The 23,583-nt window shown below is 70.0% G+C and carries 15 protein-coding genes; 9 read left to right on the forward strand and 6 right to left on the reverse strand.

Annotated elements, in window-relative coordinates; all coding sequences use genetic code 11:
* Positions 1 to 152: 152 nt before the first annotated feature.
* The gene (locus NIE111_RS06250) at positions 153 to 3,428 is read right to left on the reverse strand and encodes an ATP-binding protein (protein WP_238683463.1); all 3,276 of its coding nucleotides are present in this window, start codon (positions 3,426 to 3,428) and stop codon (positions 153 to 155) included.
* Positions 3,429 to 3,596: 168 nt separating this feature from the next.
* Between NIE111_RS06250 and NIE111_RS06255 the strand changes: the two genes are divergently transcribed.
* Entirely contained in the window at positions 3,597 to 4,049 is a 453-nt protein-coding gene (locus tag NIE111_RS06255; RefSeq protein ID WP_238683464.1) for a helix-turn-helix domain-containing protein, read from the forward strand.
* Positions 4,042 to 4,410: a DUF4180 domain-containing protein gene (locus tag NIE111_RS06260; protein WP_238683465.1), complete on the forward strand. Its 369-nt coding sequence runs from the start codon at positions 4,042 to 4,044 to the stop codon at positions 4,408 to 4,410. The genes NIE111_RS06255 and NIE111_RS06260 overlap by 8 nt, the downstream gene beginning before the upstream one ends.
* 5 nt (positions 4,411 to 4,415) lie before the next feature.
* On the opposite strand, the gene NIE111_RS06265 is transcribed toward NIE111_RS06260, so the two are convergent.
* Positions 4,416 to 5,051 (reverse strand): 8-oxoguanine DNA glycosylase OGG fold protein, encoded by a 636-nt coding sequence (locus tag NIE111_RS06265; RefSeq protein ID WP_238683466.1) that lies wholly within the window; start codon positions 5,049 to 5,051, stop codon positions 4,416 to 4,418.
* Between the two features lie 180 nt (positions 5,052 to 5,231).
* Between NIE111_RS06265 and NIE111_RS06270 the strand changes: the two genes are divergently transcribed.
* Positions 5,232 to 6,086: a YwqG family protein gene (locus NIE111_RS06270; RefSeq protein ID WP_238683467.1), complete on the forward strand. Its 855-nt coding sequence runs from the start codon at positions 5,232 to 5,234 to the stop codon at positions 6,084 to 6,086.
* Positions 6,087 to 6,113: 27 nt separating this feature from the next.
* Here the strand turns inward: NIE111_RS06270 and NIE111_RS06275 are convergent, their stop codons facing one another.
* The gene (locus tag NIE111_RS06275; protein ID WP_238683468.1) at positions 6,114 to 10,148 is read right to left on the reverse strand and encodes an SdrD B-like domain-containing protein; all 4,035 of its coding nucleotides are present in this window, start codon (positions 10,146 to 10,148) and stop codon (positions 6,114 to 6,116) included.
* A gap of 150 nt (positions 10,149 to 10,298) precedes the next feature.
* Positions 10,299 to 11,204, reverse strand: a complete 906-nt coding sequence (locus NIE111_RS06280) for a hypothetical protein (protein WP_238683469.1) — start codon at positions 11,202 to 11,204, stop codon at positions 10,299 to 10,301.
* A gap of 206 nt (positions 11,205 to 11,410) precedes the next feature.
* On the opposite strand from NIE111_RS06280, the gene NIE111_RS06285 reads away from it, so the two are divergent.
* Positions 11,411 to 12,295 carry a cellulose binding domain-containing protein gene (locus tag NIE111_RS06285; RefSeq protein WP_238683470.1) on the forward strand — a complete coding sequence of 295 codons (885 nt, stop codon included), beginning with the start codon at positions 11,411 to 11,413 and terminating at the stop codon, positions 12,293 to 12,295.
* Positions 12,296 to 12,371: 76 nt separating this feature from the next.
* Positions 12,372 to 13,838: a peptidase M16 family protein gene (locus NIE111_RS06290; RefSeq protein WP_238683471.1), complete on the forward strand. Its 1,467-nt coding sequence runs from the start codon at positions 12,372 to 12,374 to the stop codon at positions 13,836 to 13,838.
* Here the strand turns inward: NIE111_RS06290 and NIE111_RS06295 are convergent.
* Positions 13,831 to 14,931, reverse strand: a complete 1,101-nt coding sequence (locus NIE111_RS06295) for an FAD-binding oxidoreductase (RefSeq protein ID WP_238683472.1) — start codon at positions 14,929 to 14,931, stop codon at positions 13,831 to 13,833. The two genes, NIE111_RS06290 and NIE111_RS06295, sit on opposite strands and share 8 nt — an antisense overlap.
* Before the next feature lie 219 nt (positions 14,932 to 15,150).
* Between NIE111_RS06295 and NIE111_RS06300 the strand changes: the two genes are divergently transcribed.
* The 4 genes from NIE111_RS06300 (at position 15,151) to NIE111_RS06315 (ending at position 21,326) form a co-directional block, all read left to right on the forward strand.
* Positions 15,151 to 15,669, forward strand: coding sequence for a flavoprotein (locus NIE111_RS06300; RefSeq protein ID WP_238683473.1), 519 nt, complete (start codon positions 15,151 to 15,153; stop codon positions 15,667 to 15,669).
* 240 nt (positions 15,670 to 15,909) lie between these two features.
* The gene (locus NIE111_RS06305) at positions 15,910 to 17,250 is read left to right on the forward strand and encodes a helix-turn-helix domain-containing protein (RefSeq protein ID WP_238683474.1); all 1,341 of its coding nucleotides are present in this window, start codon (positions 15,910 to 15,912) and stop codon (positions 17,248 to 17,250) included.
* Between the two features lie 23 nt (positions 17,251 to 17,273).
* Positions 17,274 to 18,188, forward strand: coding sequence for an aminoglycoside phosphotransferase family protein (locus NIE111_RS06310; RefSeq protein ID WP_274530762.1), 915 nt, complete (start codon positions 17,274 to 17,276; stop codon positions 18,186 to 18,188).
* Positions 18,189 to 18,242: 54 nt separating this feature from the next.
* Positions 18,243 to 21,326: a DEAD/DEAH box helicase gene (locus tag NIE111_RS06315; protein WP_238683475.1), complete on the forward strand. Its 3,084-nt coding sequence runs from the start codon at positions 18,243 to 18,245 to the stop codon at positions 21,324 to 21,326.
* Positions 21,327 to 21,352: 26 nt separating this feature from the next.
* Here NIE111_RS06315 and NIE111_RS06320 read toward each other — a convergent pair whose 3' ends face one another.
* Positions 21,353 to 23,506: an MMPL family transporter gene (locus tag NIE111_RS06320; protein WP_238683476.1), complete on the reverse strand. Its 2,154-nt coding sequence runs from the start codon at positions 23,504 to 23,506 to the stop codon at positions 21,353 to 21,355.
* Positions 23,507 to 23,583 lie beyond the last annotated feature (77 nt).

Below are 23,583 nucleotides of genomic sequence, written 5' to 3' on the forward strand. Positions count from 1 at the left end.
CCCCACCCCGCCCCGCCCCGCCCCGCCCCGCCCCGCCCCGCCCCGCCCCGCGATCTTGCACTTACTGTCCCGACAAAGGTGGCGAATCCACCTGAACCGGCGACCGAAAGTGCAAGATCGCGGAGGCCGGGGTGGGGTGGAGCGGGGTGGGTTTAGAGCTTCCAGGGCAGCGGCCCGGGGGGCAGGTAGCGGCAGGTGGTGCCTGTGGAGACGGCGTCGCGCAGGTGGCCCGCCAGTGCCGGGTGCCGGTCGTCGAGCTTGCGGAACGTGTCGCGGATTCGCGCGGTCACCGTCTTGCGGGCCCGTTCGGCCTCGTCGCCCAGTCGGCGGCTTCGGCCGGCCAGCCCCGCCGCGGCACGCAGCTCGTCGAGCAACGCACCCCGCTCAGCGTCCAGCTTGGCCACCTTCTGGTCGTCGTCGCGGGCGGCGGCCCGGTCGATCTCCTCGTCGAGGCGGGCCAGGTGCCGCCGGTAACGGGCCTTCGCCTCATCGTCGAGGACCGGGTCGGCACCCAACCGGCGGGCGGCGACCAGCTCCGGCCCGGCCGCCGGGTCGAGCAACTCCACGGCGGGCACGTCGCTGCCGGGACGGCTGAGCAGCAGGTGCAGGTCGTGTAGGCCCTTGGCGTCGGGCAGGTGCACGACGACACCCTCGTACGCGAGCTGCCAGACCGGCCCGTCGCGCCGAAACTCGTACCCCTCGACCGCAGCCGCGACCGGCGCGGCCCGGCCGGGCGCGACAGCCTGGCCCGACCCGGCAGCCTGGCCAGGCGCGGCAGCCTGGGCCGACCCGGCGGCGTCGAGGGCTGTCGGGGCGGCGAGCCGGTGGAGCACCTGCGTCATGCCGAGGGCTGTCGCCTCCTGGATGGCGGCGGCGCGCAACGCGGTCGACGTCGCGGAGTCGCCCGGGTGACCTCGACCGGCGAGGGCGTTCACGAGGCCGGTGCGGGCGAGCAGGGACCAGGGTCGCGAGCCCAGCCGGTCGGCGGAGTCCCGAGCGGCGGCGAAGCCGGCGATGGCGTCGTCCCAGCGTTCCTGGGCGGCGTCGATCAGCGCCAGCCAGTGGTCGACGGGGCCACTGATGTCGCAGCCGAAGAGCCCTACCGTCCACTCTCCGCGGTGCGGGGCCAACGCGGCCCGAGCGGCGTCGCAGCGCTTCGGGTCGGCGGACGCGGCGGCGGCCTGCGCGCGTAACCGTAGCCAGAGCGGTGACACCGGGCGCGGGTACCGGATGGCGCCGGCCTCGATGCCGGCGGTCAGCCGGATCGCCGTCTCGCCGTCACCCCGTTCGGCCGCGGTGATCGCCCGCAGCAGCTCCCGGTAGGGGTAGTCGATCGGGGCCAGCCCGTCCACCAGCACGGCGGCCTCGGCGACCCGGCCCTGGAGCAGCAGGCGGGACCAGCGCAGGTGGTGGCCCATGAACCCGAAGTCGGTGTGACCCGGGTCGGTTTGGTCGGTGAGGATGGCGAACCGCTCGTCGGCAGTGGCGAAGTCACCCTGGAACGCCGCGATGATCCCGCTGTCGACGGCCGCGGCCATCCGGTGCCGGGCGAAGTCACCCTGCCGTTCGGCGTCGACGAAGGTGGTGAGCTCCTCGGCGAAGCGAGGGTCGCCCAGCTCCAGCAGCGCCACCCAGCGCAGCGAGGTGGCCCACAGCTCGGTCTCCCGGTCGCCCGTCCGCCGGGCCACGTCTCGGATCTCGGCGGTGAGCGCGGCTCGGGTCGCGGCGGTGCCCAGCCCCCAGGTCGTGTCGTGGCGGGCCCAGAGGCTGAAGGTGAGCGCCTCGTCGTCCTGCCCTCGACGGGCGATCGTCTCGCTGGCGGTGATCAGGTCCGCGACCAGGGCGCCGACCGTCGCGCTGGCGTCCGGTTCGCCGATCAACCGGCGGTACGCCTCGCGCACCAACTCCGCCGCCTCGAGCGACTGGGCGGTATCGACCTGGCGGGAGCGGTTCACTGTGAGCGCGACCCGGGCCAGCAACACCGGTTCGTCGAGTGAACGGGCCAGCGTGGCGGCCTCGGTCAGTAGTCGGGTGACCTCTTCGCGGCGGGCGTGGTGATAGTGCGACTCGGCGAACTCGACGAGGATCCGCACTCGTTGTGCCGGGTCTTCGACGACCTCGAGGGCTCGGCGGAAGTGCACCGCCGCCTCGTCGCCGGCCAGCCGGGCAAACGCGTCCCGCCCGGCGGCGACCAGCAGCGTGGCCACCCGGGCCCGGTCGAGCGCGGGGCCGGCCAGGTAGGCGTGGCGGGCGAGGTCGGCCGGGATCAGCCGGTCGGTGAGCTCCCGCAGGTCGTCGACCGCCCTGACGACAGCGCCGTGCCGGGCCCGCCGGTCGTCGTCGGTCAGCCCGTCGTAGAGGGTTTCGCGGACCAGGTCGTGGGCGAAGGCGAAGCGGCCACCGCCCCGGGCGACCACCAGTCGGGCGGTCACCGCCCGGTCGAGCAGCCGGTCGACCTGCGCCGCGGGTGCGGCCGCGCAGGCCGCGAGGACCTGACGGTGGAACTCGCGACCCAGTACGGCGGCGACGGTCAGCGCCTCCACCACGGCGGCGGGCAGTTGGGCCAGGCGGCGGCGCACCGCCTCCCGTACGCCGGGTGCGATCGTGCCGACCGCGTCGTCGGCGTGCCACAGCCGCGCGGTCTGCTCGACGAAGAACGGGTTGCCACCGGTGCGCCGGTGCACCTCGTCGACAAGGCTTGCCTCGGGCTCCCGGCCGGCGGTCCGGGTCATCAGTGCGGCGACCTCGTCGCGGGTGAAACCGGTGAGGGTGATCGTGGTGGCCTTCGCGACCAGCGGCATCAGCAGCGGACGCAGCGGATGCTCGCCCGACTCGACCTCGGCGTCGCGGTAGGTGCCGATCAGCAGGAGCCGCTCGAACCAGGTGTGCTGGGCGGCGAAGCTCAGCAACCGCAGCGAGGCCGGGTCGGCCCAGTGCAGGTCGTCGAGGACGACCACTACCGGCCGGTGCTGGGAGACGGCGACCAGGGCTGCGGTAACCGCGTCGTACAGCGCGAACGCCTCCTGGTCGGCGGCGTCGGGGCCGGGGTCGATGCCGGCCCAACTGACGAGGCGACCGGCCTGGTCGCCGCCGGCGCCGGACTGGCCGAGCAGGGCCGCGAGGGCCGGCTCGGCGGACTGCCGTGCCACCGCCCAGTCGTCGGCGGAGCGCCGTAGGGCACGCAGCACCTGCACCCACGGCCAGTAGCCGGGGGCGCTGTCGGAATCCCAGCAGGCGGCGCCGAGCACCAGCGCGCCTCGCTGCCGGGCCTCGCGGGCCGCCGACGTGACGAGTGTCGTCTTGCCGATGCCCGGCTCGCCGGTGACCAGGGCGAGACCGCCGTGGCTGGTGGTGGCGCGATCCAGCTCGGCGCGCAGCAGACCCGCGGGGTGATCCCGCCCGATGATGGCGTCGCCGAGCGCGTTCATGGTTTCCAGACGGTACTGGAACCGTCCGACAGCGCGGGCGTGTTAACCGGCCGAACGCCTCGCTGGGTCTCGCTGACGCAGGTGTGTTCGGAGCCTTTGGAGCTGATGCCATAAACGAGTCGACCCCATCGCTCCCTATGCTTCCCTATTCGGGTAGCGTAGGGAGCGATGACGGAAGAAGTGTACTCAGTTGAGCAGGTGGCCGACCGGCTCAACCTGCATGTGCGCACCGTGCGCGGCTACATCCGCTCGGGCCGGCTGCGCGGGGTGCGGATCGGCAAGCAGTACCGGATCGCCGCCAGCGATCTCGACGCGCTCACCGGCCAGGCCCCGACCACGCCCGGCGTCGCCAGACAGGCGGAGGTGTCGAGCATCGTCCAGATCGACGGTGTCGACAGGGCCGCCGCCGACCGGCTCGGCACGCTCGTGCTCACCAGCGCCAACACCGCCCACGACCAGGCCAACCCGCTGCGGGTGCAGACCGTGCACGACGAGCAGCGCCACCGCCTGAAGATCATCATCCTGGGTGACCCGGCCGCCACCGCCGAGTTGCTGCACCTGCTCGACGCCGTGCTCAACGCCGACAACGGCCTGCTCGACCGGGAGGTTCACGATGCCTGACGAGATCCAGGAACGGGCCGGAGTGCCGGTGCTGGTCTGCGACCCGGCGGGGCCGCCGGTGGCCACCGAGCAGGACGCGCTGGACCTGATCGGGGCGGCGTTCCTCGGCGCCCAGGTGGTGGCCGTGCCGGCCAACCGACTCGACGCGCGCTTCTTCACGCTGGGCACCCGCTTCGCCGGTGACGTGATGCAGAAGTTCGTCAACTACCGGGTGCGGCTGGCCGTCGTCGGCGACATCTCGGCGCAGCTCGCGGAGAGTTCAGCGTTGCGCGCCCTGGTGCACGAGTCGAACCAGGGCGGGCAGATCTGGTTCGTCCCCGACCTCGACGCGCTCGACGCCCGCCTCCGCGGCGCCCGATAGCCACCTCACCTCTCGGGCACGACCGCCATCTGCACCGCGTCCGGCTCCACTCCCCGGGCCCGAGCCTGCTCGGCCGCCCACCGCAGGTAGGCCAGCCACTGCTCGGACGACCAGCCGTTGCGCCGGCCGACACCCGCCTCGGCGGGGAGCAGGCCGGCCACGACACGGTCGAGGATCAGGGGCTGCACGCCGCCCACCCCTCGCCGGTAGCCGACGAAGTAGAGGACCTTCGTGAACAGGCCCGGCCCCAACCAGGGCAGGCGAGCGTGATCGGGGTCGCGGAAGCGGCGGTACGCCGTGCACAGCGCGGCCTCGTCGGGCGCTGGCGTGGACACCTCTTCCAGCGCGTACGCCAGGCGTTTGCCGTCGGGATCGGCGTCGAGCGACCTGGCGGCGCGCCACGGGCCGTACCCGATGGGTCCGTAGGCCCAGACCAGCACTGCCGTCAGTAGTTGACGTGGGCTCGCGGACCCCGCCCGGTACGCGTCGGCCACCGCGAAGACGTCGCGCCGCCAGATCACGCCGGTCACCGGAAGGCCCTCGGGCCATGCCTGCGGCGGTAGCCCCGCCCGCCAGCGGTCGACGTTCACTGTGACCGGGGTCCGCTCCCCCGGTAACACCACACCTTCGGTCGTCTGCATGGTCGCCTCCCTCAGATCGCGCGCTCGCGGAACCCTGCGATCCGGACGCTATGGTCGGGCGCTTCCCCCTGCCGCCCGCCGACGGCAAATCGCGGTATCGATTGCAGGTGCGCCTTTTTTGCGGGCAGCCAGCATCCGGCGGGGTCGAGAAACGTCGCACTGCTGACCTACGGTGCTCCCGTGCTTCCCCGAAACGTGAAAATCATCGATCAGGTCCGCGCCGGGGCGCTGCGCCGCGGCATCCCCGCCGCCGACGTGGAGCGCTGGCTGGGGCTCGCCCGCCCGTCCGCCTTCCTGACGCAGAGGGGTGACGGGCCGGTAGTGGGCGCCATCCGTGGGCCGGTGATGCTTCCGGCCGACGCCGAGGACCCCGAGTACCCCTTGATCGCCACCATCGACTGCGCTGCCCTTCCGGCAGACGTGACCGACCTTCCACTGCCGTCCGACGGCCAACTGCTGCTGTTCGGCTGGCCCGAGGAAAGTGGCTGGGGCGAGGTCAGGTACGTGCCGGCAGGCGTGGCGGTCGAGGAACGGGAGCAGTATCCGCCGGGCTTCCCACCGGACGACGAGGAGTTCGCCGAGGTCTACGCGGAGATCCCGCAGGGCGATCTGCACCTCACTGTCGACATCTCGCTGCCCTACGTCAAGACGATCCCGGGGCCCCCGTGGTCTCCGCCGCTGCCGGGAGATCCCCCGTTCGAAGAGCTGACCGACGTGTGGAAGGACGTCCTGGGCAAGGTGCCGGACGGCCCGTTCTCCTATGAAGACGGGACGACGCCGCTGCTGTTGGGCGGCTACGGCACTGACTGCAACGGTTTCAACCCCGCGTGGTTGGGCGCCAACCCCTCGGGCCGCTCCGGCGACGACGGGTCGGGGCGCGATGGTGGGACACCCGACGCTGGTGACTGGGTTGTGCTGGCCGAGTTCCACGGCGGCAGACAAGGCGGCGCGAGCATCCACTGGGTGATCCAGCGTGCGGACCTGAAGGAGCGCCGCTTCGACCAGGCCAGCGTCCTCGTCTACTGGAACCCGTGAAGCCGGACGAGCACTGGGTCCACCGTCCTACCCGACCGAGTGGGTCACCACCGCCGTGTAGGTGCCGGCGACCCGCTCGACCGGCAGGGCCACCCGCAGTGACGGATTCCACGACACCACGTTCGGGCCGGTGCCGGACCAGCCCGCGGCGACCTGCGACGCGGGCAGGCCGATCCCCGGCTGCGGGATGAAGACGCCGTTGCCGCTGCTGGCGGTGGCCGGCCCGGACGAGTAACTGACCAGGCCCCGACCGATGATCGCGGTGTCGGCACCGGTGGTGAAGTCGGTGACGGTCACCGTCGCCTGCCACGACCCGGCCGCCGGTCCGCGGTCGTCGGTCACCGTGACGGTGCCGAGCTGGCCGGAGAAGTCACCGTCTCCCGCTGAGATCGTCCCGAGCGCCGACTGTTCGGGCACGCTGATGCTGAGCCCGACGAGGGCCTCGATCTGCACGGTGACGGCCTGGGTGGCGGAGAGCCCGCTGGCGTCGGTGACCCGCACCGTGAACGGGTAGCTGCCCGGGGTGGTCGGGGTGCCGGCCAGCAGCCCGGTGGTCGGGCCGAGGGTCAACCCCGGCGGGAGCGTCCCGGCGCTCACCGTCCAGGCGTAGGGCGCGATGCCGCCGGTCACTACCAACTGAACGCTGTACGCGATGGTCTCCTGCCCTCTCGGCGGGGCCGGGAACGACAGGCTCGGTGGGGCGTTCACCCGGACCGGCGCGGAGGCCGCCGAGGCCGGGCCGGTACCGACGACGTTCGTCGCCGCCACCGTGAAGGTGTAGGTGGTGCCCGGGGTGAGCCCGGTCACCGTTCGGGTGGTGGCGGTGCCGTCGAAGGTGCGCGCGCTCTGCGCCTGACCGTTGACGTACGGCGTGACCGTGTAGGACACGATCGGGCTGCCGACGTAGTCGGGAGCGGTCCAGCTCAGTGTGGCCGAACCCGATCCGGCGTTGGCCGCCGTGATGCTGATCGCGGGCGGCAGCAGCCGGATGCCCTGGTCGATGTCGTTCAGGTTGGCCCCGGTGCCGAGGGTCAGCGGTGCCGTGCTGCCGGTGCTCGGGTCGCCGTCGGAGTCGACGGCGCTGTTGGTGCCCTGCGACCGCTGCGAGAAGCGTTGGTCGGCCCGCAGCGCGGCCGGGGAGAAGGTCACCGTGTAGCTGCCGGCCCGCAGCCCGGTGAAGGCGTACGTGCCGTCGGTCGCTGTCGTCGTCGAGCGGGTGACCGACGCGCCTTGGTCGTTGGTGCCCGACAGGGTGACCGGGAAGCCCGACACGGCCGGTTCACCAGCCTGGCGGATGCCGTCCGCGCTCACGTCGTTCCAGGTCCGACCGCTGATGCCGGAGGAGACCACTGTGACCTGGGTGATCTCGGTGGTCGGCAACGCCACCGGTGTCGTCGTGCCACTGGGGGTGTAACTGCCGGTGCTGGTGTTCACGTACCGGTCCCCGCTCGCGTTGCCGCTCGGGGTGAGGGTGATCCGCACCGAGTCGACGGCCGCGTTCGCCAGGTTGCTGACCACGATGCGCAGCGCTGTGGTGTCCGGCCCGCAGGTCGGGGTGTAGTCGCCGGGGTTGGGGGTGATGGTGCCGTGCGCCCGGTTGGTGCACTGGACCTGCACGCCGGCCGGCGCGGCGCTGCCCGTGTAGGCGAGGGTTCCGGTGAACGCGGAGCGGCCGTCCCCGTTGTACGGCAGCTCGGTCAACAGCACCAGCGAGGGCACTGTCAGCCCACTGATGTTTCGGTACGCCAGCGTGAAGTTGATCGGATCGCCGGCGGTGACCTGCGGGGTGGAGGTCGACTCCGAGAGGGCGAACTGGGTCTGGTTGCGTACCGCGATGGTGTTGCTGGTGGTGCGGCGGGCGAGGTCGATGGCGACGGCCGCGTCCGAGCTGATCACCGCGAGGTTGGTCGCGGCGGTGTTGTCCGAGGCGATGCGCAGCGCGACGGCCTGGAACGTGATCGCCGGGATCGTGACGCCGGGGGTGGTCGCACCGAGTTTGAGCAGGAGCCTCGGGCCGGTCTCGCCGCTGTCGCCGGTGCACGGGATGCCGTCCGCGCCGTGCTGCGCGGCGGTCAGCTCCACGGCCAGCGTGGCGGCGCCGGAGACGTAGCGGGCGCTGCCGGCGACGTAGCTCATGCAGGCGGGAAGGGTGTCGGTGATGGTCACCCCGCCGACCGGAGAGGTGGCCGACGTCGCCCGGGTGACGGTGGGCGTCAGGGTGTAGGTGACTGTGCTGCCGGCGGCCACGAACTGTTGGCCGACCGGCAGTCCGTTCGACTGGGTCACCCGCAGCACACCGTCGGTCAGGGTCAGCCGGTTCCCGGTGTACGAGGGGTTGTTGGTCACCCGGTTGTAGTAGGAGGGTCCCCAGGTTTCGGCACCGCCGAGGCGTCCGCTGTCGAAGTTGGCGATGATCGTGCCGGTCGGGTTGGGCTGGACCTGGAACTGCGGGTGGAAGTAACTCACCTCGCCGTTGCCGATGGTCCAGGTGGCTGTGAAGCGGACGGCGTTGACCACTGCGGCGCCGCCGGCGGCTTCGATCGAGCCGTACCAGCTTCCCGTGGCGCAGGAGGTGGTCCGCCGGGCGTTGTCGTCGGGCAGGTTCAGCACGCCGTACTCGACGAGGTATTCGCTGGCGGCGACGACAGTGTTGTTGCGGTACGCCCGCCCGGCCCCGACGATGCGGGTTTCGGCGGGGTTCCACTTGTCGCAGATCGCGGCGCCGACAAGGGCCGGTCCGCTGGTGGAGTAGAGCTGGAGCCGGTCGTAGTAGGTCTGCCCGGGTGAGGCGATCCCGTCGCCAGCGGTCCCGTTCGTCGCGTTGCCGGCGGGGAGCCCAGCGGGGGTGTCGGTGGTCCAGAAGTACCCGTTGTATCCGGCCGATCGGGGTCCGAAGGTCGTCGAGAAGCAGTTGTCGTTCGCTCGGGTGGCGTTGGCCGCGACGTAGGTGCAGGTGGCGGCGGCGGGCTCACCGCCCGGTTCGTACCCGGCGCCGAAGTTGGACTGCCCGGTGACGCTTGTCGGGTCGAAGCCCCGGTACTGGATGGTGGACTGGATCGTCGAGGTGCTGTCGCCGCTGGGCACGAAGACGGTGAAGGTGCCGGAGGCCAGGTAGCTGAGTGTGCTCGGCAGGGTGTTGCCCTGGGCACCGAAGGTCGGGCTGGTCCGCCCGGCGAGGTCGGCGCCGGTGATCGTGATCGACACGGTGCGTCCGGTCTGGGTGCACCCGACGGTGCCGGAGTTGACCACCGAGTTCGACGCGGTGGCGTTGGCGACGATCCCGATCCGGCCGTACGGCACGCCGTATCCGCCGTTGCTGACCGGGGCGCAGGAGTCGGCGACGAGGACCGCGTTGGCGGAGATCGTGCTCAGGTCGGCGGTGAACGTCAGTGGCGCGGTCACCAACTCGGTGCCCTTGGCGGTGGTCGGCACTGTCACCACGAAGCTGAACGCGTACCCGCTGCCGCTGGCCCCGCCGACCGACGCGGGCGTCGGGGTGCCGAAGAGGTTGGCCTGCAGGTTGAGCTGGGGAAGAGCGACCACTGTGGTGCTCCGGGTGCCGCCGTTGAGGGCGCCGCCGTTGGCGGTGAGCGAAGCCCCGATGGTCGTCCCGTTCGGCACGCTGCCGCCGATGGTGACGCTGATCGGGACGGTGCCCGCGCCCGTCGCGTCCACGGCGACGGCGCAGGTCAGCGTCTGCCCGTCGGTGCTGAGGTTGCCGCCGCCCGGGCCGGTGCACTGGGCCAGGTTCGACGTGTCGAAGCGGACCAGCGACGGGGCGGTCAGCGTCTGCACGAAGGTGACCGACCCCGCGCCGGCACCGTCGGACGAGTACCCCCAGCCGTAGGTCAGCACGTCCTTGGTGCGTACCCGCCCGTTGTTCGCACCGCTGTCCAGGCTGTCGAAGGGCGCGGCGCCGTCGGAGATGACGGTGAGCGCGACCTGGTTGACGGCGGCTTGGGCCGGCGCGGGCGCGACAACTGTGGTGGTGACCAGGCAGGCGACCAGCACCGAGGCCGCGAAGCCGAACCACCACGACCGGGACCTGCGAATCGGAGACATGAAAGTGAGCAGCCCATTGTTCGAGCGACCATTGTTGGTCTGCGGATTACCGCCCCCACTAAACCATCCGGATGCGACATTCTGCTCTATAACGGACAAACGGCATGGCCGCCCCGATGCTGCCAGGGCGACCACACCGGAGGAACGTCGTTACGGCAGGGCGCAGATGGCGTACGCCGTGTCGGACCAGTTCCCGGCGAACGCGTCCTCCTCGTACGCGCCGGACGCGGCGGAGGTCGGCGCGGTCGCGGGGCCACCGTTGGGGCGGAAGTCGTCCACGATGCCCTCGCCGGTCACCCCGTTCAGCTCGTAGCCGGCACCGGTCAGCACCTTCCCGACCGGGCAGGTCGCGGTGACGCTGCGGAAGTCGAGGGAGTTGCTGGCCCCCACGGCCGAGGTGCGCACCAGGCCGGCGAGGGGGTTGGCGCAGATCGCGTACGCGGTGGCGGACCAGTTCAGGGCCGTGGCGTCCGACTCGTACGCGCCGACGGTGACAGCTGTCGGTGCCGTGGCGACGCCACCGTTGGGCCGGAAGTCGTCGACGACACCTTCACCGGTGACCCCGTTCAGCTCGTAGCCCGTGCCGGTCAGGACCTTCCCGACCGGGCACGTCGCTGTGACGCTGCGGTAGTCGGTCGAGTTGCTGACGCTGGTGGTGGCCACCCGGACCAGGCCGGGCAGCGGATTGGCGCAGATCGCGTACGCCGTCACCGACCAGTTGCCCGCGAACGCCTCGGTCTCGTAGGCGCCGACGGTGACCGCTGTCGGTGCCGTGGCGACGCCACCGTTGGGGCGCAGGTCGTCGACGATGCCCTCGCCGGTGACGCCGTTGAGTTCGTAGCCGGTGCCGGTGAGCACCTTCCCGACCGGACAGGTCGCCGTGACGCTGTGGTAGTCGGTCGAGTTGTTGACGCTGGTCGCGGCGACCCGCACCAGACCGGGGACCGCGGCGGACGCCGGGCTCGCCGGGACGAGCACCGCTCCGGTCGCGACAAGACCGAGCACGAGTACGGAGGCGCGGGCGCCGTAACGCCGGCCCTTGTTCTGAGCACGCATGTGTTTCTCCCGTCTGAGGCCGGACGGGGCGGCAGGTGCGACGCCGACGTCGAGGCCGTTCGTGATGACGGGTTCACGCTAGGTAGCAGCATGACCAGGCATTATCTCCAAGCCGACTACGTCGCGTAACGGACTGGACCTGTGTTCGGCGTCTCTGGACTGACGGACGATGCGCAGGCATCGATGCTTGTGCATACCATTCGGTCATGCCTGCTCGCCGTGTCGCCGCCACCATCGCCCTCGCCGCGCTGGCGAGCCTGCTCGCCGTCAACGCCGCCCGCGCCGACGGGCCGGCGATCAGCACCCCGGGCACCCCCACTGTGGTGGCAAACGAACCACATCAGCTCACCCTCAGCTGGACGCCTTCCGCCTGGGTCGAGCCCGGCGCCGAGCAGCCGATCAACTACGAGGTGCAGGTGCCGCTGGGCCCGAACACGTACCGCTTCCTCGGCTCCACGACCGACACCACGATCACGCTGACCGACCTCGCACCCGGCACGACGTACCGGATCGCGGTTGCCGCCCGCGCGCTCGGCGGCTACTCCGACACCTCGCCCACCACCACAGTGCGCACCGCGTCCGGTCAGGCGACGGTCAGCTACCTCAACCTGGACTGGTCGCCCACCAACAACCAGATCCAGCACCTCCTGAAGGTGACAAACACCGGCACCGGGCCGCTCGACCTGAGCACTGTGCGGGTGCGCTACCACCTGCGCTTCGAGGGCGCCAACACCTCGCTGGTGCCGAACTGCGACTGGGCAGCACTGGGCTGCGATCGGATCCGGCAGACCGTGCAGTTCTTCATCCCGCCGGGCGGGCCGCCGGCCGGGATGACGACGCCAGCGCCGCCGGGCTACCCGATCCCGGGAACGCCGGTCCCCGGCTGGGTGGAGCTGACCTTCACCGACGGCACGCTCGCGCCGGGTCGGTCGACCGGGCCGATCCAACTGCGGCACCACCGGCACAGCTGGAGCAGCATCGACGAACGCGACGACCCTAGCTGGGCCGCCGCCACCGGCCAGTGGACCGAGAACGACCGGATCACGCTGGACGTCGACGGGGTACGCGAGTTCGGCGACACCATCAGTTGACGCACCAACGGCACCGCGTCCTCTGACTGTCGAACGCCTCAGCCCGTGGCTTGACCGGTCACCTTACGATCCGCTCATGCGACGCGAGGAGATAGACGGAGTTACTGTCATCCACCGCGATGTGCCTGGCACCTTGGCCGCGTCGCTGACGTTTGGGTGCGGTGCCCGCGACGAAGAGATCGACTCCATCGGCCTGACCCATCTCGTGCAGCACCTGGTGGACTGGACGGAGGATCACGTCGCGGAGAAGCACGAGGACAACGTGTGGATGAACGACACGTCATTCCTCGCAGGCGGCCCACCGGATCAGGTAGCGGAGCATCTCGCCACCATCTGCTCGGCCATCAGCAATCTTCCGCCCGAGGATCTGTCAGACGCGGTCGCGGACCTCAATGCGGACAGCCGGTACGTCTCGAACATCGAAGATGGTCTACGCGACCCGTGGGGAGCGCTACTGTCGCGGCGTTTCGGGCCGAGCGGATACGGCCTGTCGCGCTGGCCCGCAGTGGACTACAAGCTCTTCACGGCGGACGAGATCCGACGGCATGTCGAAAGGTTCTTCACCAGCGGCAACGCGGTACTCACCCTGACGGGCGAACCGCCTCAGGCGATGCGACTGCCATTGCCCGCCGGCCCGCGAGTCACCCGCAGCACGCCACTCGTCAACAACCACATGGGGCCGATCTGGTACGCCGACGAGGTCCGCGGCGTCGCGCTGACGGTCGGTGTCGAACCCAGCGCGGAAGCTGTCGATCTGATGTGGGCACTGCGGTCGCGAGTCGCTGAGGCAGTAGACGAGGCCGGGGTCGCCACCGGTGCGGAATTCATGTGCGAGGTCGTCGACGGTACGCGGCACGAGCTCGGGTTGAGGGTCACACCAGACTTCGGCAGGAACGGCAAGAATTTCGACGCCACCGTCGCGGCGGAGCTGCTCTGGGCCGAGCTGCAACGGCTTGCCGCCGATGGAATCGATCGAGTGGAGATCGCCGACCGGGTGCCAACGCAGCGCATGGCCATGGAGGGCGACAACGAATGGATGCAGTCGATCAACGATCTTCAACCCTTTGCCCACCAGGAGCTGCTCGGCACGGCTGAGATCTACGGCTCGGAATCACTCAGCGAGCTGACTGGGCTTACTCCGGACGCGACACGGGACATGGTGTCGGGCTGGCTCTCAAGCGCCATGATCGTCGTGCCGTACGGGTCGAAACCCGACCTTCCTCGCGCCACCGAGGATTCCTGCCCGACCACCCGCTTCGTGCCCGCAGGTGAGGTCGTCAGGCCGCCGTTCTCCAAGCGGCTCCGCAACAAGGGCAAGCTGGTCATCGGCATCGACGCGATTTCCACAGTGGATGACGACGGGAACGTGCACACCGTCCCGCTGTCCCAGGCACTCGTGGTCGAGCGGTCTGGTGTCATCCGGCTCGCCCACCTCGGCCACGGCTGCGTCACCACGATCTCGGACTTCGCTGACGCTGCCGACAAGCTCCGGGCCATCCTGCCGCCGCGGCGTTTCCGCCAGGCCGTCAAGCAGCTCAGTTGAGGCCTTTGGGCAGGTGGATGCGTGCGGCGGGGATGCCGAGTGCGCACAGCCGTGGCCGCGCGTCGGCCAGCATCGCGGATGGGCCGCAGAGGTAGATGTCCTGACCGGGCCGGTGGTGTCCGAGGGCGATGGTCAGGGCGTCGCCCTGCTCGGCCGGCTCCGCGCAGGGGTCGTCGGAGAGCGCCGGCACGATGGTCAGCCAGTCGTGGGCGCATTGCAGCTTGTCGAGGGCGATCGCGTCGTACAGGTCGGTGAAGGTGCGTGCGCCGACGATCAGCGTCACCCGCCGACCGTTCGGTGCGACGGTGACCTGCTCGACCACGGCGCGCAGCGGCGCCAGGCCGGTGCCACCCGCGACGAGCAGCAGATCGTTTGTGCTCGCCGGGTCGAGGCTCAGCCCGGTGTCGACGGGTGGGCCGAGCCAGAGCAGCTCGCCGAGGCGTACCTCATGGACCAGGTGGTGGGAGACGGTGCCGGCGGGTACGGCGCGGACGTGCAGCTCGACGGTGCCGTCCGCGCGTGGGGCGTTGGCCGGCGAGAGCCAGCGCCAGTGCCCGGGCAGGCGCGGTGTGCAGACCGGCACGGCCTGACCTGGCTGGAAGGGCAGTCGCCGCCACGGACGTACCGTCAGGATGGCGATGTCAGGCGACGGCCGATCGTGGCCGATCACCTCGACGTGCCACCAGGCCCGGCCGTCGCCGGCCTGCGCGGCGGCGCGACGGAGGGCGCGCGTGGCGGGGCACAGGGCGCGCTCCGCGGCGATGGTGAGCTGCGGCGTCCACAGGGCGCGCGCGTGGCGGGCAACGGTCGCGACCAGCGCGTCGCCGATGGTGGTGGCGTGCGGGAGCAGGTCGAAGTGACGGTACGCGTGGCCGAGCACCCGGAGCAGCGCCGCCCGGTTCGCCGGGTCGTCGCCGCCGACCAGGAGGCGGCCCAACGCGGTGAAGAACAGCGGCGCGTCACGCTGTGGGAGCAGCCCGGGGCGGCGGTCTTCGAGGGTGCACCAGAAGTCGCCGGCGGCCCGCGCGTCGACCGACTCCCAGGCGGCGGCCAGGCTCCCGCTGGCCGGGTGGTCGTCTTTCACCTCGGGCATGCGGGCTCCAAGTCCTTGATTCATGGGCTGGCACCGGGGCGGGCGGGAGGAGCTGCGCCGTTGAGGGCCGGCGCAACTCCGGGACAAGGCACCCGCCCCGGGCCATGCGTCGACTGTCGTGGCTGACCAGGCACAACGGCATGTCACGGTGATCGTTGACGGCATACGTGATCGGTATGCGGCCGACGTCGCGGCTGTCGAATCGGGCAGACTGCGGGCATGACGGAACGTCCGGTGCTGTATCTGGTCGTCTGCGCCGCGGGTCCGGCGGAACACATCGACGAGCTGGTCGACCTCCTGATCGCCGACGGGTGGCAGGTGTGCATGATCGTCAGCCCGACCGCCGCGCCGTGGCTCGACCGGGCGGCGTTGCAAGACAAGACCGGCTATCTCGTACGCGTCGAGTGGCGGATGCCCGGCGACCCGGAGCCGCACCCGCCGGCTGATGTGGTGGTGGCCGCCCCGGTCACGTTCAACACGGTGACGAAGTGGGCGCTGGGCATCAACGACACGCTGGCGCTCGGCGTCCTCAACGAGTCGCTGGGCGCGGGGCTGCCGATCATCGCGTTTCCGCACGCCAAGGCTGAGTTGGCCGCTCATCCGGCGTACGCGGGTCACCTGGCGGTGCTGCGCGCTGCCGGCGTGGTCGTGGCGGACGGTAAGCCGCTGGAGTCGGTGAACGGGCCGGGGCGATGGAGCGTCGTTGTCGAGGCGCTGCGGGCCGTACGCCCGTCCTGAGTAGTTGCAGTCCGTTCGCTTTTCGGCGGTCCTTTGACGATATGCGTCGCGCGTATACCAGCGCTCCACGCAGCGTGTTCAATGGATACGCTCGATGAGGCGAGATGGACGGAGCCGCCGGTGAAACACGCGAACTGCCCTCGGTGTGGCGGACGGCTGGCCCGGGACAACGACAGCGGACGGTGTACGCCGTGCCAGGCCGCCGAACGGGACCGGTTGAGCGCGCCGCCGGTAGTGCCGGTGAGCTTCTGGGAGCACGAGCCGGTGCGACAGGCTCTCGCCGACCGGCATCTCGGGCGGGTGATTCGGGCGTACCGGTGCCATCCGTATCACGGGCGGGTCGCCTTGCCGCAGAGCGTGGTGGCAGGGTGGTTGGGAATCACGCAGGCGCAGTTGAGTCGGGTGGAGAACGGCCCGCCGCTGGTTCACCTGGACCGTTTGGCCCATTGGGCAAAGCTTCTCGGGATACCCGCATCGTGTCTCTGGTTCACCCTCCCTGGACAGCCTCAGCGATCGGCCGAGCAAGCCGGGAGCGCCCTCGCCTCAACCGACGCACAGGGTGCCGGGCCGGACGAGGGCCGGAGGGCCCTGTTGGCCGGGATCGCCGCTGTCGCTGCGGGCGCGGGTCTGCTCGGCGGCAACGAGCTTGTCCAGCCTCGGCGAATCGGCACGGCGGATATCGCTCGGCTCAACGCGGTACTGGAGCTGTACCGGTCGGTGGACCGGGAATCGGGCGGTGGTCTGCTGTATCGAGAGGTGGCTCGGTTCGCGGAGTCGGTGTACCGGATGCTTGATTGGTCGCACCCGGCCGGGCTTACATCGCCCCTCATCGCGGCGGTGGCGACAGCTCGCCAACTGGCTGGCTGGACCGCCCTAGATGCGGGGAGACATGCCGACGCTCAGCGGCATTTCGTTGCTGGGGAGCGCGCCGCGCTCGCTGCCGGAGACGTGCCTTTGGTCGCGATGATTCGCTACGCACAGGCTAAGCAGCTCCAACACCTCCGGCACAATCGGGATGCGCTCGCGACACTGCAGCTCACTCACGCGCAGCTCGAGACACGCGCCACGCCAGCGACCAAGGCCCTGCTCTGGGGTGCGGAGGCCGCCTCGGTTGCGGCACTCGGGGACCATCAGACCGCCGTAAAATCCCTCGGCAAGGCGAGCGACCAGTTCGAGCGCATCAACAAAGAGCGTGAGCCGACCCGGATGGGCTTCTACGACCGCGGTGAGCTGCTGGCTCAGTACGGTCGCGTCTATCGGGACATGGCACGACGTGACAGCAAGTACGCGTCTGAGGCTGTGCGTTGGGGCAGGGAATCTATCGCTGCGTTTGCTGCTGGGAACGCGCGTAGCGCCGTGCTTAACGAGGTCGGGCTGTGCAGCGCACTGTTCCTCGCCGATGAGCCTGAGCAGGCAATCGCGATCGGTAATCGGGTGCTGGAAAAGTCGCAGGTGATGAGTTCCAAGCGGGTCATCGACCGAGTAATCAATCTACGTCGTGATCTCGCTCGGCATAAAGAGCTTCCCGAGGTGGCCGCGTTCGACCGCGTCCTCAGCGCTCGGGCTGCGGCGGGCGCGTGAGCGGGCGATTCTCCGAGGCCGCGATGACGGCGGCCATGCGGGACATCGCTGCCAATCTGGGCGTCTCTCCCGAGGGCGCCCAGTTGCTGCAGTTGACCAATAACGCAGTCTTCGCATTGCCTCGATCTGGAATCGTCATCCGGATCGCCCGAACTCAACGGCTCCTGGACCGGGTGACCAAGGTCGTTCAGCTTGGGCGTTGGTTTGCTCGGATCGACGCACCGACAATCCGGCTCGCACCCGACGTCGAGCAGCCGGTGCGAGTCGGCGACCTCGTCGCCTCGGTCTGGGCCTACGTTCGACCGTCACCGGTTGCTCCAACGGTGGAGGACCTCGGCCTTGTGCTGCGCGAGTTCCATGCTCTCGACGTGGCCCCCATTGCACTCCCGGCCTGGGATCCGGTCGGCGACGCCCGACGTCGCCTGGCTGACGCTGAAGGTCTCGATACGAATGACCGCGACTTCCTGGTGAAATGGTGCGATCGCTTGGAACCGCAACTCGCCGCGCTCAGCCACCGGAAAGAGCCGAAGCTCGTCCACGGGGATGCCCATGTCGGCAACCTGCTGCGAGAGGCATCGGGCCGGGCGGTGATGTGCGACTTCGACGCCACGTGCATCGGGCCATGGCAGGTCGACCTGGCAGCGGTGGCGGTAGGCGAGGCACGGTTCGGAGGCACGGGCCTTCATCGAGGGCTGGCTAGCGCGTACGGCTATGACGTGACCTCGGACCAGTCGTGGGCAGTCTTGCGAGAAGCGCGCGAGCTGAAGATGATCGCAGCGGCCGCGCCGCTGATTCGTAACTCGCCGCGTGTCGCGGGTGAGTTCTCAGGCCGCCTCCAGTCAGTGCGAAGAGATGACCCGCAAGCCCGCTGGAAGCCGTTCGCCGCTCTCGCACCAGACCTTCATGAAGCAGAGCTGTCGGCGAACCGACACACGTGAAAAGGCGTGATCCAGGAGCAGTCTTGAAGCCTCGCGGCCGATTAGATTGCGTGGATGACGGATCTTGAGCGGGGTGTTTACGAGCACCTGATCACCCGTGAGCTGGCCGATCGCCTCCAGCACGTCGACCCCGCCCTGGTTCAGCACCACAAGCTCGACCCCGCCGACGCGCACAAGACCCTCGCCCGGCACATCGCCACCCTGGCCGCCCGAGCCCTCCACTCCGTCCCCAACGGAGACGACAAGCTCCACCACCAAATCGCCATGGCGAACCAGATCGCCGAAGCCATCGCCACCCTGAGCCCCAAGGCATCGACCGATCAGGACCAGGTAACCGACGCCAAGCACCTACTCCACGCCATCGCCGCCCCACCAACCCCACCTGCGGAGCCCACCTTCCCGCAGCGCCCCACCACTCCCCTCTCCACCGGCGCGCTACTCGTCAACGGCCGTCACCAGCCCCGCATCGGCCACGAGGTCAACCACGAGATGGCGTCGGCCGAGAGCGTTGACCTGCTCTGCGCGTTCATCAAGTGGTACGGCCTCCGCATCGTCGAGCCGGCCATCCGCGAGCTGATCGCCCGAGGTGGCAAGGTCCGCGTCATCACCACCACCTACCTCGGCGCGACCGATCAGCGAGCGCTAGACCGGCTCGCCGAACTGGGCGCCGAGATCAAGGTGTCGTACGAAACGAGGACCACCCGCCTGCACGCCAAGGCGTGGCTGTTCCGCCGTAACAACGGCACCACCACCGCGTACGTCGGCTCGTCGAACCTGTCGAAGACCGCGCTGGTGGACGGCGTGGAGTGGAACGTCCGCATCTCGAACTTGGAGCAGCCGCACGTCATCGACACGTTCACGGCGACGTTCGAGGACTACTGGAACGACCCCGCGTTCGAGACCTACGACGCGGCCCGGGACGCCGAACGGCTACGGCAGGCGTTGAGCGGGGAACGCCGCGCCGATGCGCCGACCGCGATCTCGAACCTGGATGTGCGCCCGTACCCGTATCAGGCCGAGATCCTGGCCGACCTGGACGCCGAGCGGCTGGTGCACGGGCGGTGGCGCAACCTGGTGGTGATGGCCACCGGGACCGGCAAGACGGTGGTCGCCGCCCTCGACTACCGTCGGCTACACAAGGCGAAACGAGCAGACTCGCTGCTCTTCGTCGCTCATCAGGAGCAGATCCTGCGGCAGAGCCTGTCGACGTTCCGGCAGGTCATGGGGGATGGCAGCTTCGGCGAGACGTTGGTCGCGGGCGAGAAGCCGAACGGTTGGAAGCACGTTTTCGCCTCCATCCAGTCGCTGCACCGCCGCGAGGTCGACCCCGAGGCGTACGACATGGTGATCGTCGACGAGTTCCACCACGCGGAAGCGCCGACGTACACGCGACTGTTGGAGCGGCTGCGTCCCCGCGTACTCCTGGGCCTCACCGCGACCCCCGACCGAACCGACGGCGGCGACGTGCGCCGGTGGTTCGACGGGCGCGCGGCCGTTGAGCTGCACCTGTGGGACGCGTTGGAGCGGCAGTTGTTGGCGCCGTTCCAGTATTTCGGGCTGCACGACGACGTGGACCTGTCGCACCTCGCCTGGAAACGCGGCCAGGGCTACGACCCGGCGGAGCTGGACGTTGTCTACACCGGCAACCACGCGCGGGCGCGGTCGGTGTTGCGCGCGGTCAGCGAGAAGGTGGACGTCAGGCGGATGCGGGCGCTCGGATTCTGCGTGAGCATCGGGCACGCCGAGTTCATGGCCAGGTGGTTCAACGACCACGGCGTGTCGTCTGCGGCGGTGACCTCGCGCGCCGGCACCGATCGGGCCGGCCTGTTGCGGGACTTCAAGGCCGACAAGCTGCGGGTGCTCTTCACAGTGGACCTGTTCAACGAGGGCGTCGACCTGCCGATGGTCGACACGATCCTGATGCTGCGGCCCACCGAGAGCGCCACGATCTTCCTGCAACAGCTCGGCCGTGGTCTGCGCTTGGACGACGACAAGCCCTGCCTGACCGTGCTCGACTTCATCGGCGGGCAGCACGCCAACTTTCGCTTCGACCTGCGGTGGCGTGCGCTAACTGGGGTGAGCCGGAGGGCTATACGGGAGGCGGTCTGCGACAACTTCCCGAACCTGCCGAGCGGCTGCCACATCGAGCTGGATCGGGTGGCAAAGGATCGGGTGCTCGACAACCTGAAGAACGCATTGCCCACCTCGAAGACCGGCCTGGTGTCTGAACTGCGGCTGCTCGGCGACGTCAGCCTGGCGACGTTCCTCCGCGAGACCGGCCTGGAGATCGAGGACGTGTACCGATCGGCCAGCATCGGCGGCTGGACCGGGCTGCGGCGGCTCGCCGGCATCGAAACGTCCACACCCGGTCCCGATGACCGCGAGTTGGGCAGGGCCATCGGTCGCATGCTGCACACCGACGACATCGACCGGCTAGAGCTGCTGACGAGGGTCGCGGCCGGACCGCCCGCGCCAGGTCAGCAGGTGTACGCGGGCAGCAGCCGATTGCTGGACATGCTGCACTTCAGCCTCTGGGGGCCGAGCGCACCCCTCGCGACGCGCGACGAACGGCTGGCGCGGCTGTGGAAGGAACCGGCCCGCTGCGCCGAGCTGCTGCAGGTCGCCGAGGTGCTGCGGGACCGCATCCACCGGGTCGCACCGACCGCCGCTCCGGGAGTGGTGCCGCTGCGGGTGCACGCCCGGTACAGCCGCAACGAGGCATGCGCCGCCTTCGGGATGACGAACCCGGGATCGCTGCGCGAGGGGGTGAAGTGGCTGCCCGACGCCCAGGCCGACCTGTTCTTCGTCACCCTGGTCAAGTCGGAGGCCCACTACTCCCCCACCACCATGTACGCCGACCGCGCCATCACCGACACCCTGTTCCAGTGGGAGTCGCAGAGCACGACTTCGGCGGCGTCGGCGACCGGGCTGCGCTACAGGTCGGGCGGCTCGACCGTGCACCTCTTCGTACGGGAAACCCGCATCGCCGACCGTGACCTGGGCGCGCCGCCGTACCTCTACGCCGGGCCGATGACGTACCAGGAGCACACCGGCGACCGACCCATGCGCATCCTCTGGAAGCTGCACCACGCGCTGCCCGCCGACACGTACGCCGCAGCTCGTGCCATCGCCGCCTGATATCGGCCGTCCGTCCGCTCGCCCGGCTACCCCTTCGCCACGGCCTCCGGCTCCGGCGGGACGTGCGGCCCGCCGGCCGGTCGCTCGTCGCCGTGGCCCGGCCACCACGCCTTGTGCCCGATCAGCGCGGTCAGCGCTGGCACGAAGAACATCGACATGACGAACGCCGACAGCACGATGCCGATCGCCACCGCGAAGCCCATCTGCTGCAGGAACGAGATCGGAGCAAGCAGCAGCACCGCGAACGTCCCGGCAAGGATCAAGCCTGCTGCCGCGACCGTCGGACCGGCGTGTTCGACCCCGATGGCGGCGGCCTGGTGCGGCTCGTTGCCCTCCCGCGCCTCCTCGCGTAGTCGGGCGATCATCAGGATGTTGTAGTCAGTCCCGATCGCCACCACGAAAAGGTAGAGGATGATCGGCAGCTGGAAGGTGACACCGGGCTCGCCCTGCAGCCCTTGGAAGAGGTAGACAGTGGCGCCCAGCGTGGCGGCGAAGTTGAGCAGCACCGCTATCACGAGGTAGATCGGCGCGACCAGACTGCGCAGCAGCAGCCCGAGGATAAGCGCGATCAGGCCGGCCGCGACCGGCAGGATCACCGACAGGTCGCGGTTGTTGGCCGAGTTGATGTCCGCGAAGATCGCGGTGGTCCCGCCGACCAGCGCCCGGGTGCCCGGCGGGGCCGCCGCGTGCACGGCACCGCGCAAGTCGTCGCGGACGAGGGTGATCGCCTCGTTGGAGACCGGGTTCTCGTTGAGCAGCAGGTTGACCCGGGCCACACTCGGGTCGGTGCTGCGCTCCGGGGGCTGCGCCTGGCCCACACCCGGGGCTTTCGCCACGGCCACCGCGAAGTCGTTGACCTGCTGCTCGTTCAGCGGCGACCCGTTGCTGGTGGTCAGGTAGACCTCGGTAGGGGCGAGCGCACCGGCGGCGAACCCGCGCTGTAGGTCCTGTGCGGCCTTCGCCGACTCGGTGTCCTGCGGGAAGCCGGCGCTGAAGTCGTAGTCAGCCTTGTAGCCAAGCACGCCTGCAGCGAGCGCGACCAGGAGAACGCCGGAGGCCGCCGCGACAAGCGCCGGCCGGCGCCCGACGGTGTTGCCGAGCCGGTGCCAGATGGTGGCCTTGGGCGCACGCTGCCACGCCTTCGAGGGCCAGAAGACGTACCGACCGAGCAGGGAGACGACCGCCGGGATGAGGGTGAGCGAGGTGACCAGCATGACGCCGACCGCGATCGCGAGCGCCGGACCGAGGGAGCCGAAGAAGCCCAGCGAGGCGAGGAGCAGCACGAGGAACGCGACAATGACCGCTCCGGCGGCCGAGGTGATGACCTCGCCGACCCGCTGGACGGTGACGATCATCGCGGTGCGCTTGTCGTCGCCGGCGCGCAGCCGCTCCCGGTAGCGGAAGAGCAGGAACAGGATGTAGTCGGTGCCGATGCCGAACAGCACGATCAGCAGGATCGTCTGCAGATCCTGGCTGACACTGAGGTCGAATGCCTTGCCTGCGGCGGCGACGAGACCCGTCGTGATGCTCAGGACGACGCCGACGACCACCACGGGCAGCAGCGCCGCGATGGGGCTGCGGAAGATGACGAGGATCAGTCCGATGATCAGGATGATCGTCGCGACGCCGACCACGGCGAAGGCGTTGTTGAAGGTGTCCTCGTTGTCGACGAAGCTCGCCACGTCACCGGCCACGCCTGCGGTCAGCCCACTGTTCGCCAGCTCCGGGCCGATGTCCGCGCGCAGGTCGCGCACGGCGTCGAGCAGTGCCGGGTCGTCGGGGGTGGGGGCGTCGAGCCCGACGTTGATGATCTGAACCGACTTGTCCGGTGCGACAGCAGGCGGGCCGGTCAGGTAGCCGGACGTGCGCGGGATGTTCTTGGCCTTGAGCGACTGGGCGAGCTGGCCCACCTTCGCCTCGTCCGCCGACGTGAGTTTCTGCCCGTCGGCGCGCTTGACCACGATGGTCGCCGTCGCGGTGGCCTGCTGCGGGAACGCCTTCTGCCCCAGCTCGGTGGCCTGCACCGACTCGTACGAGCGAGGCAGGAAGCTTTCCTGGTCGGCGGAGGTGATGTCGCTCAGGGACGGTGTGGTGAGGATGATGGCGGCTGCCGCGACCACCCACCCGGCGATCACCCACCACGCTCTGCCCACGACGAATCTGCCCAGCCGCTCGAACATGGTTCCCCCCGTGTTTCCGGCACAACCGACGTCTAGTGGCCGAGGCGCCCACAGACGCCCCGATCACCACCCTGCGC

This window comes from Micromonospora hortensis, from assembly GCF_022230935.1.
In the GTDB taxonomy this organism is placed as follows: domain Bacteria; phylum Actinomycetota; class Actinomycetes; order Mycobacteriales; family Micromonosporaceae; genus Micromonospora; species Micromonospora hortensis.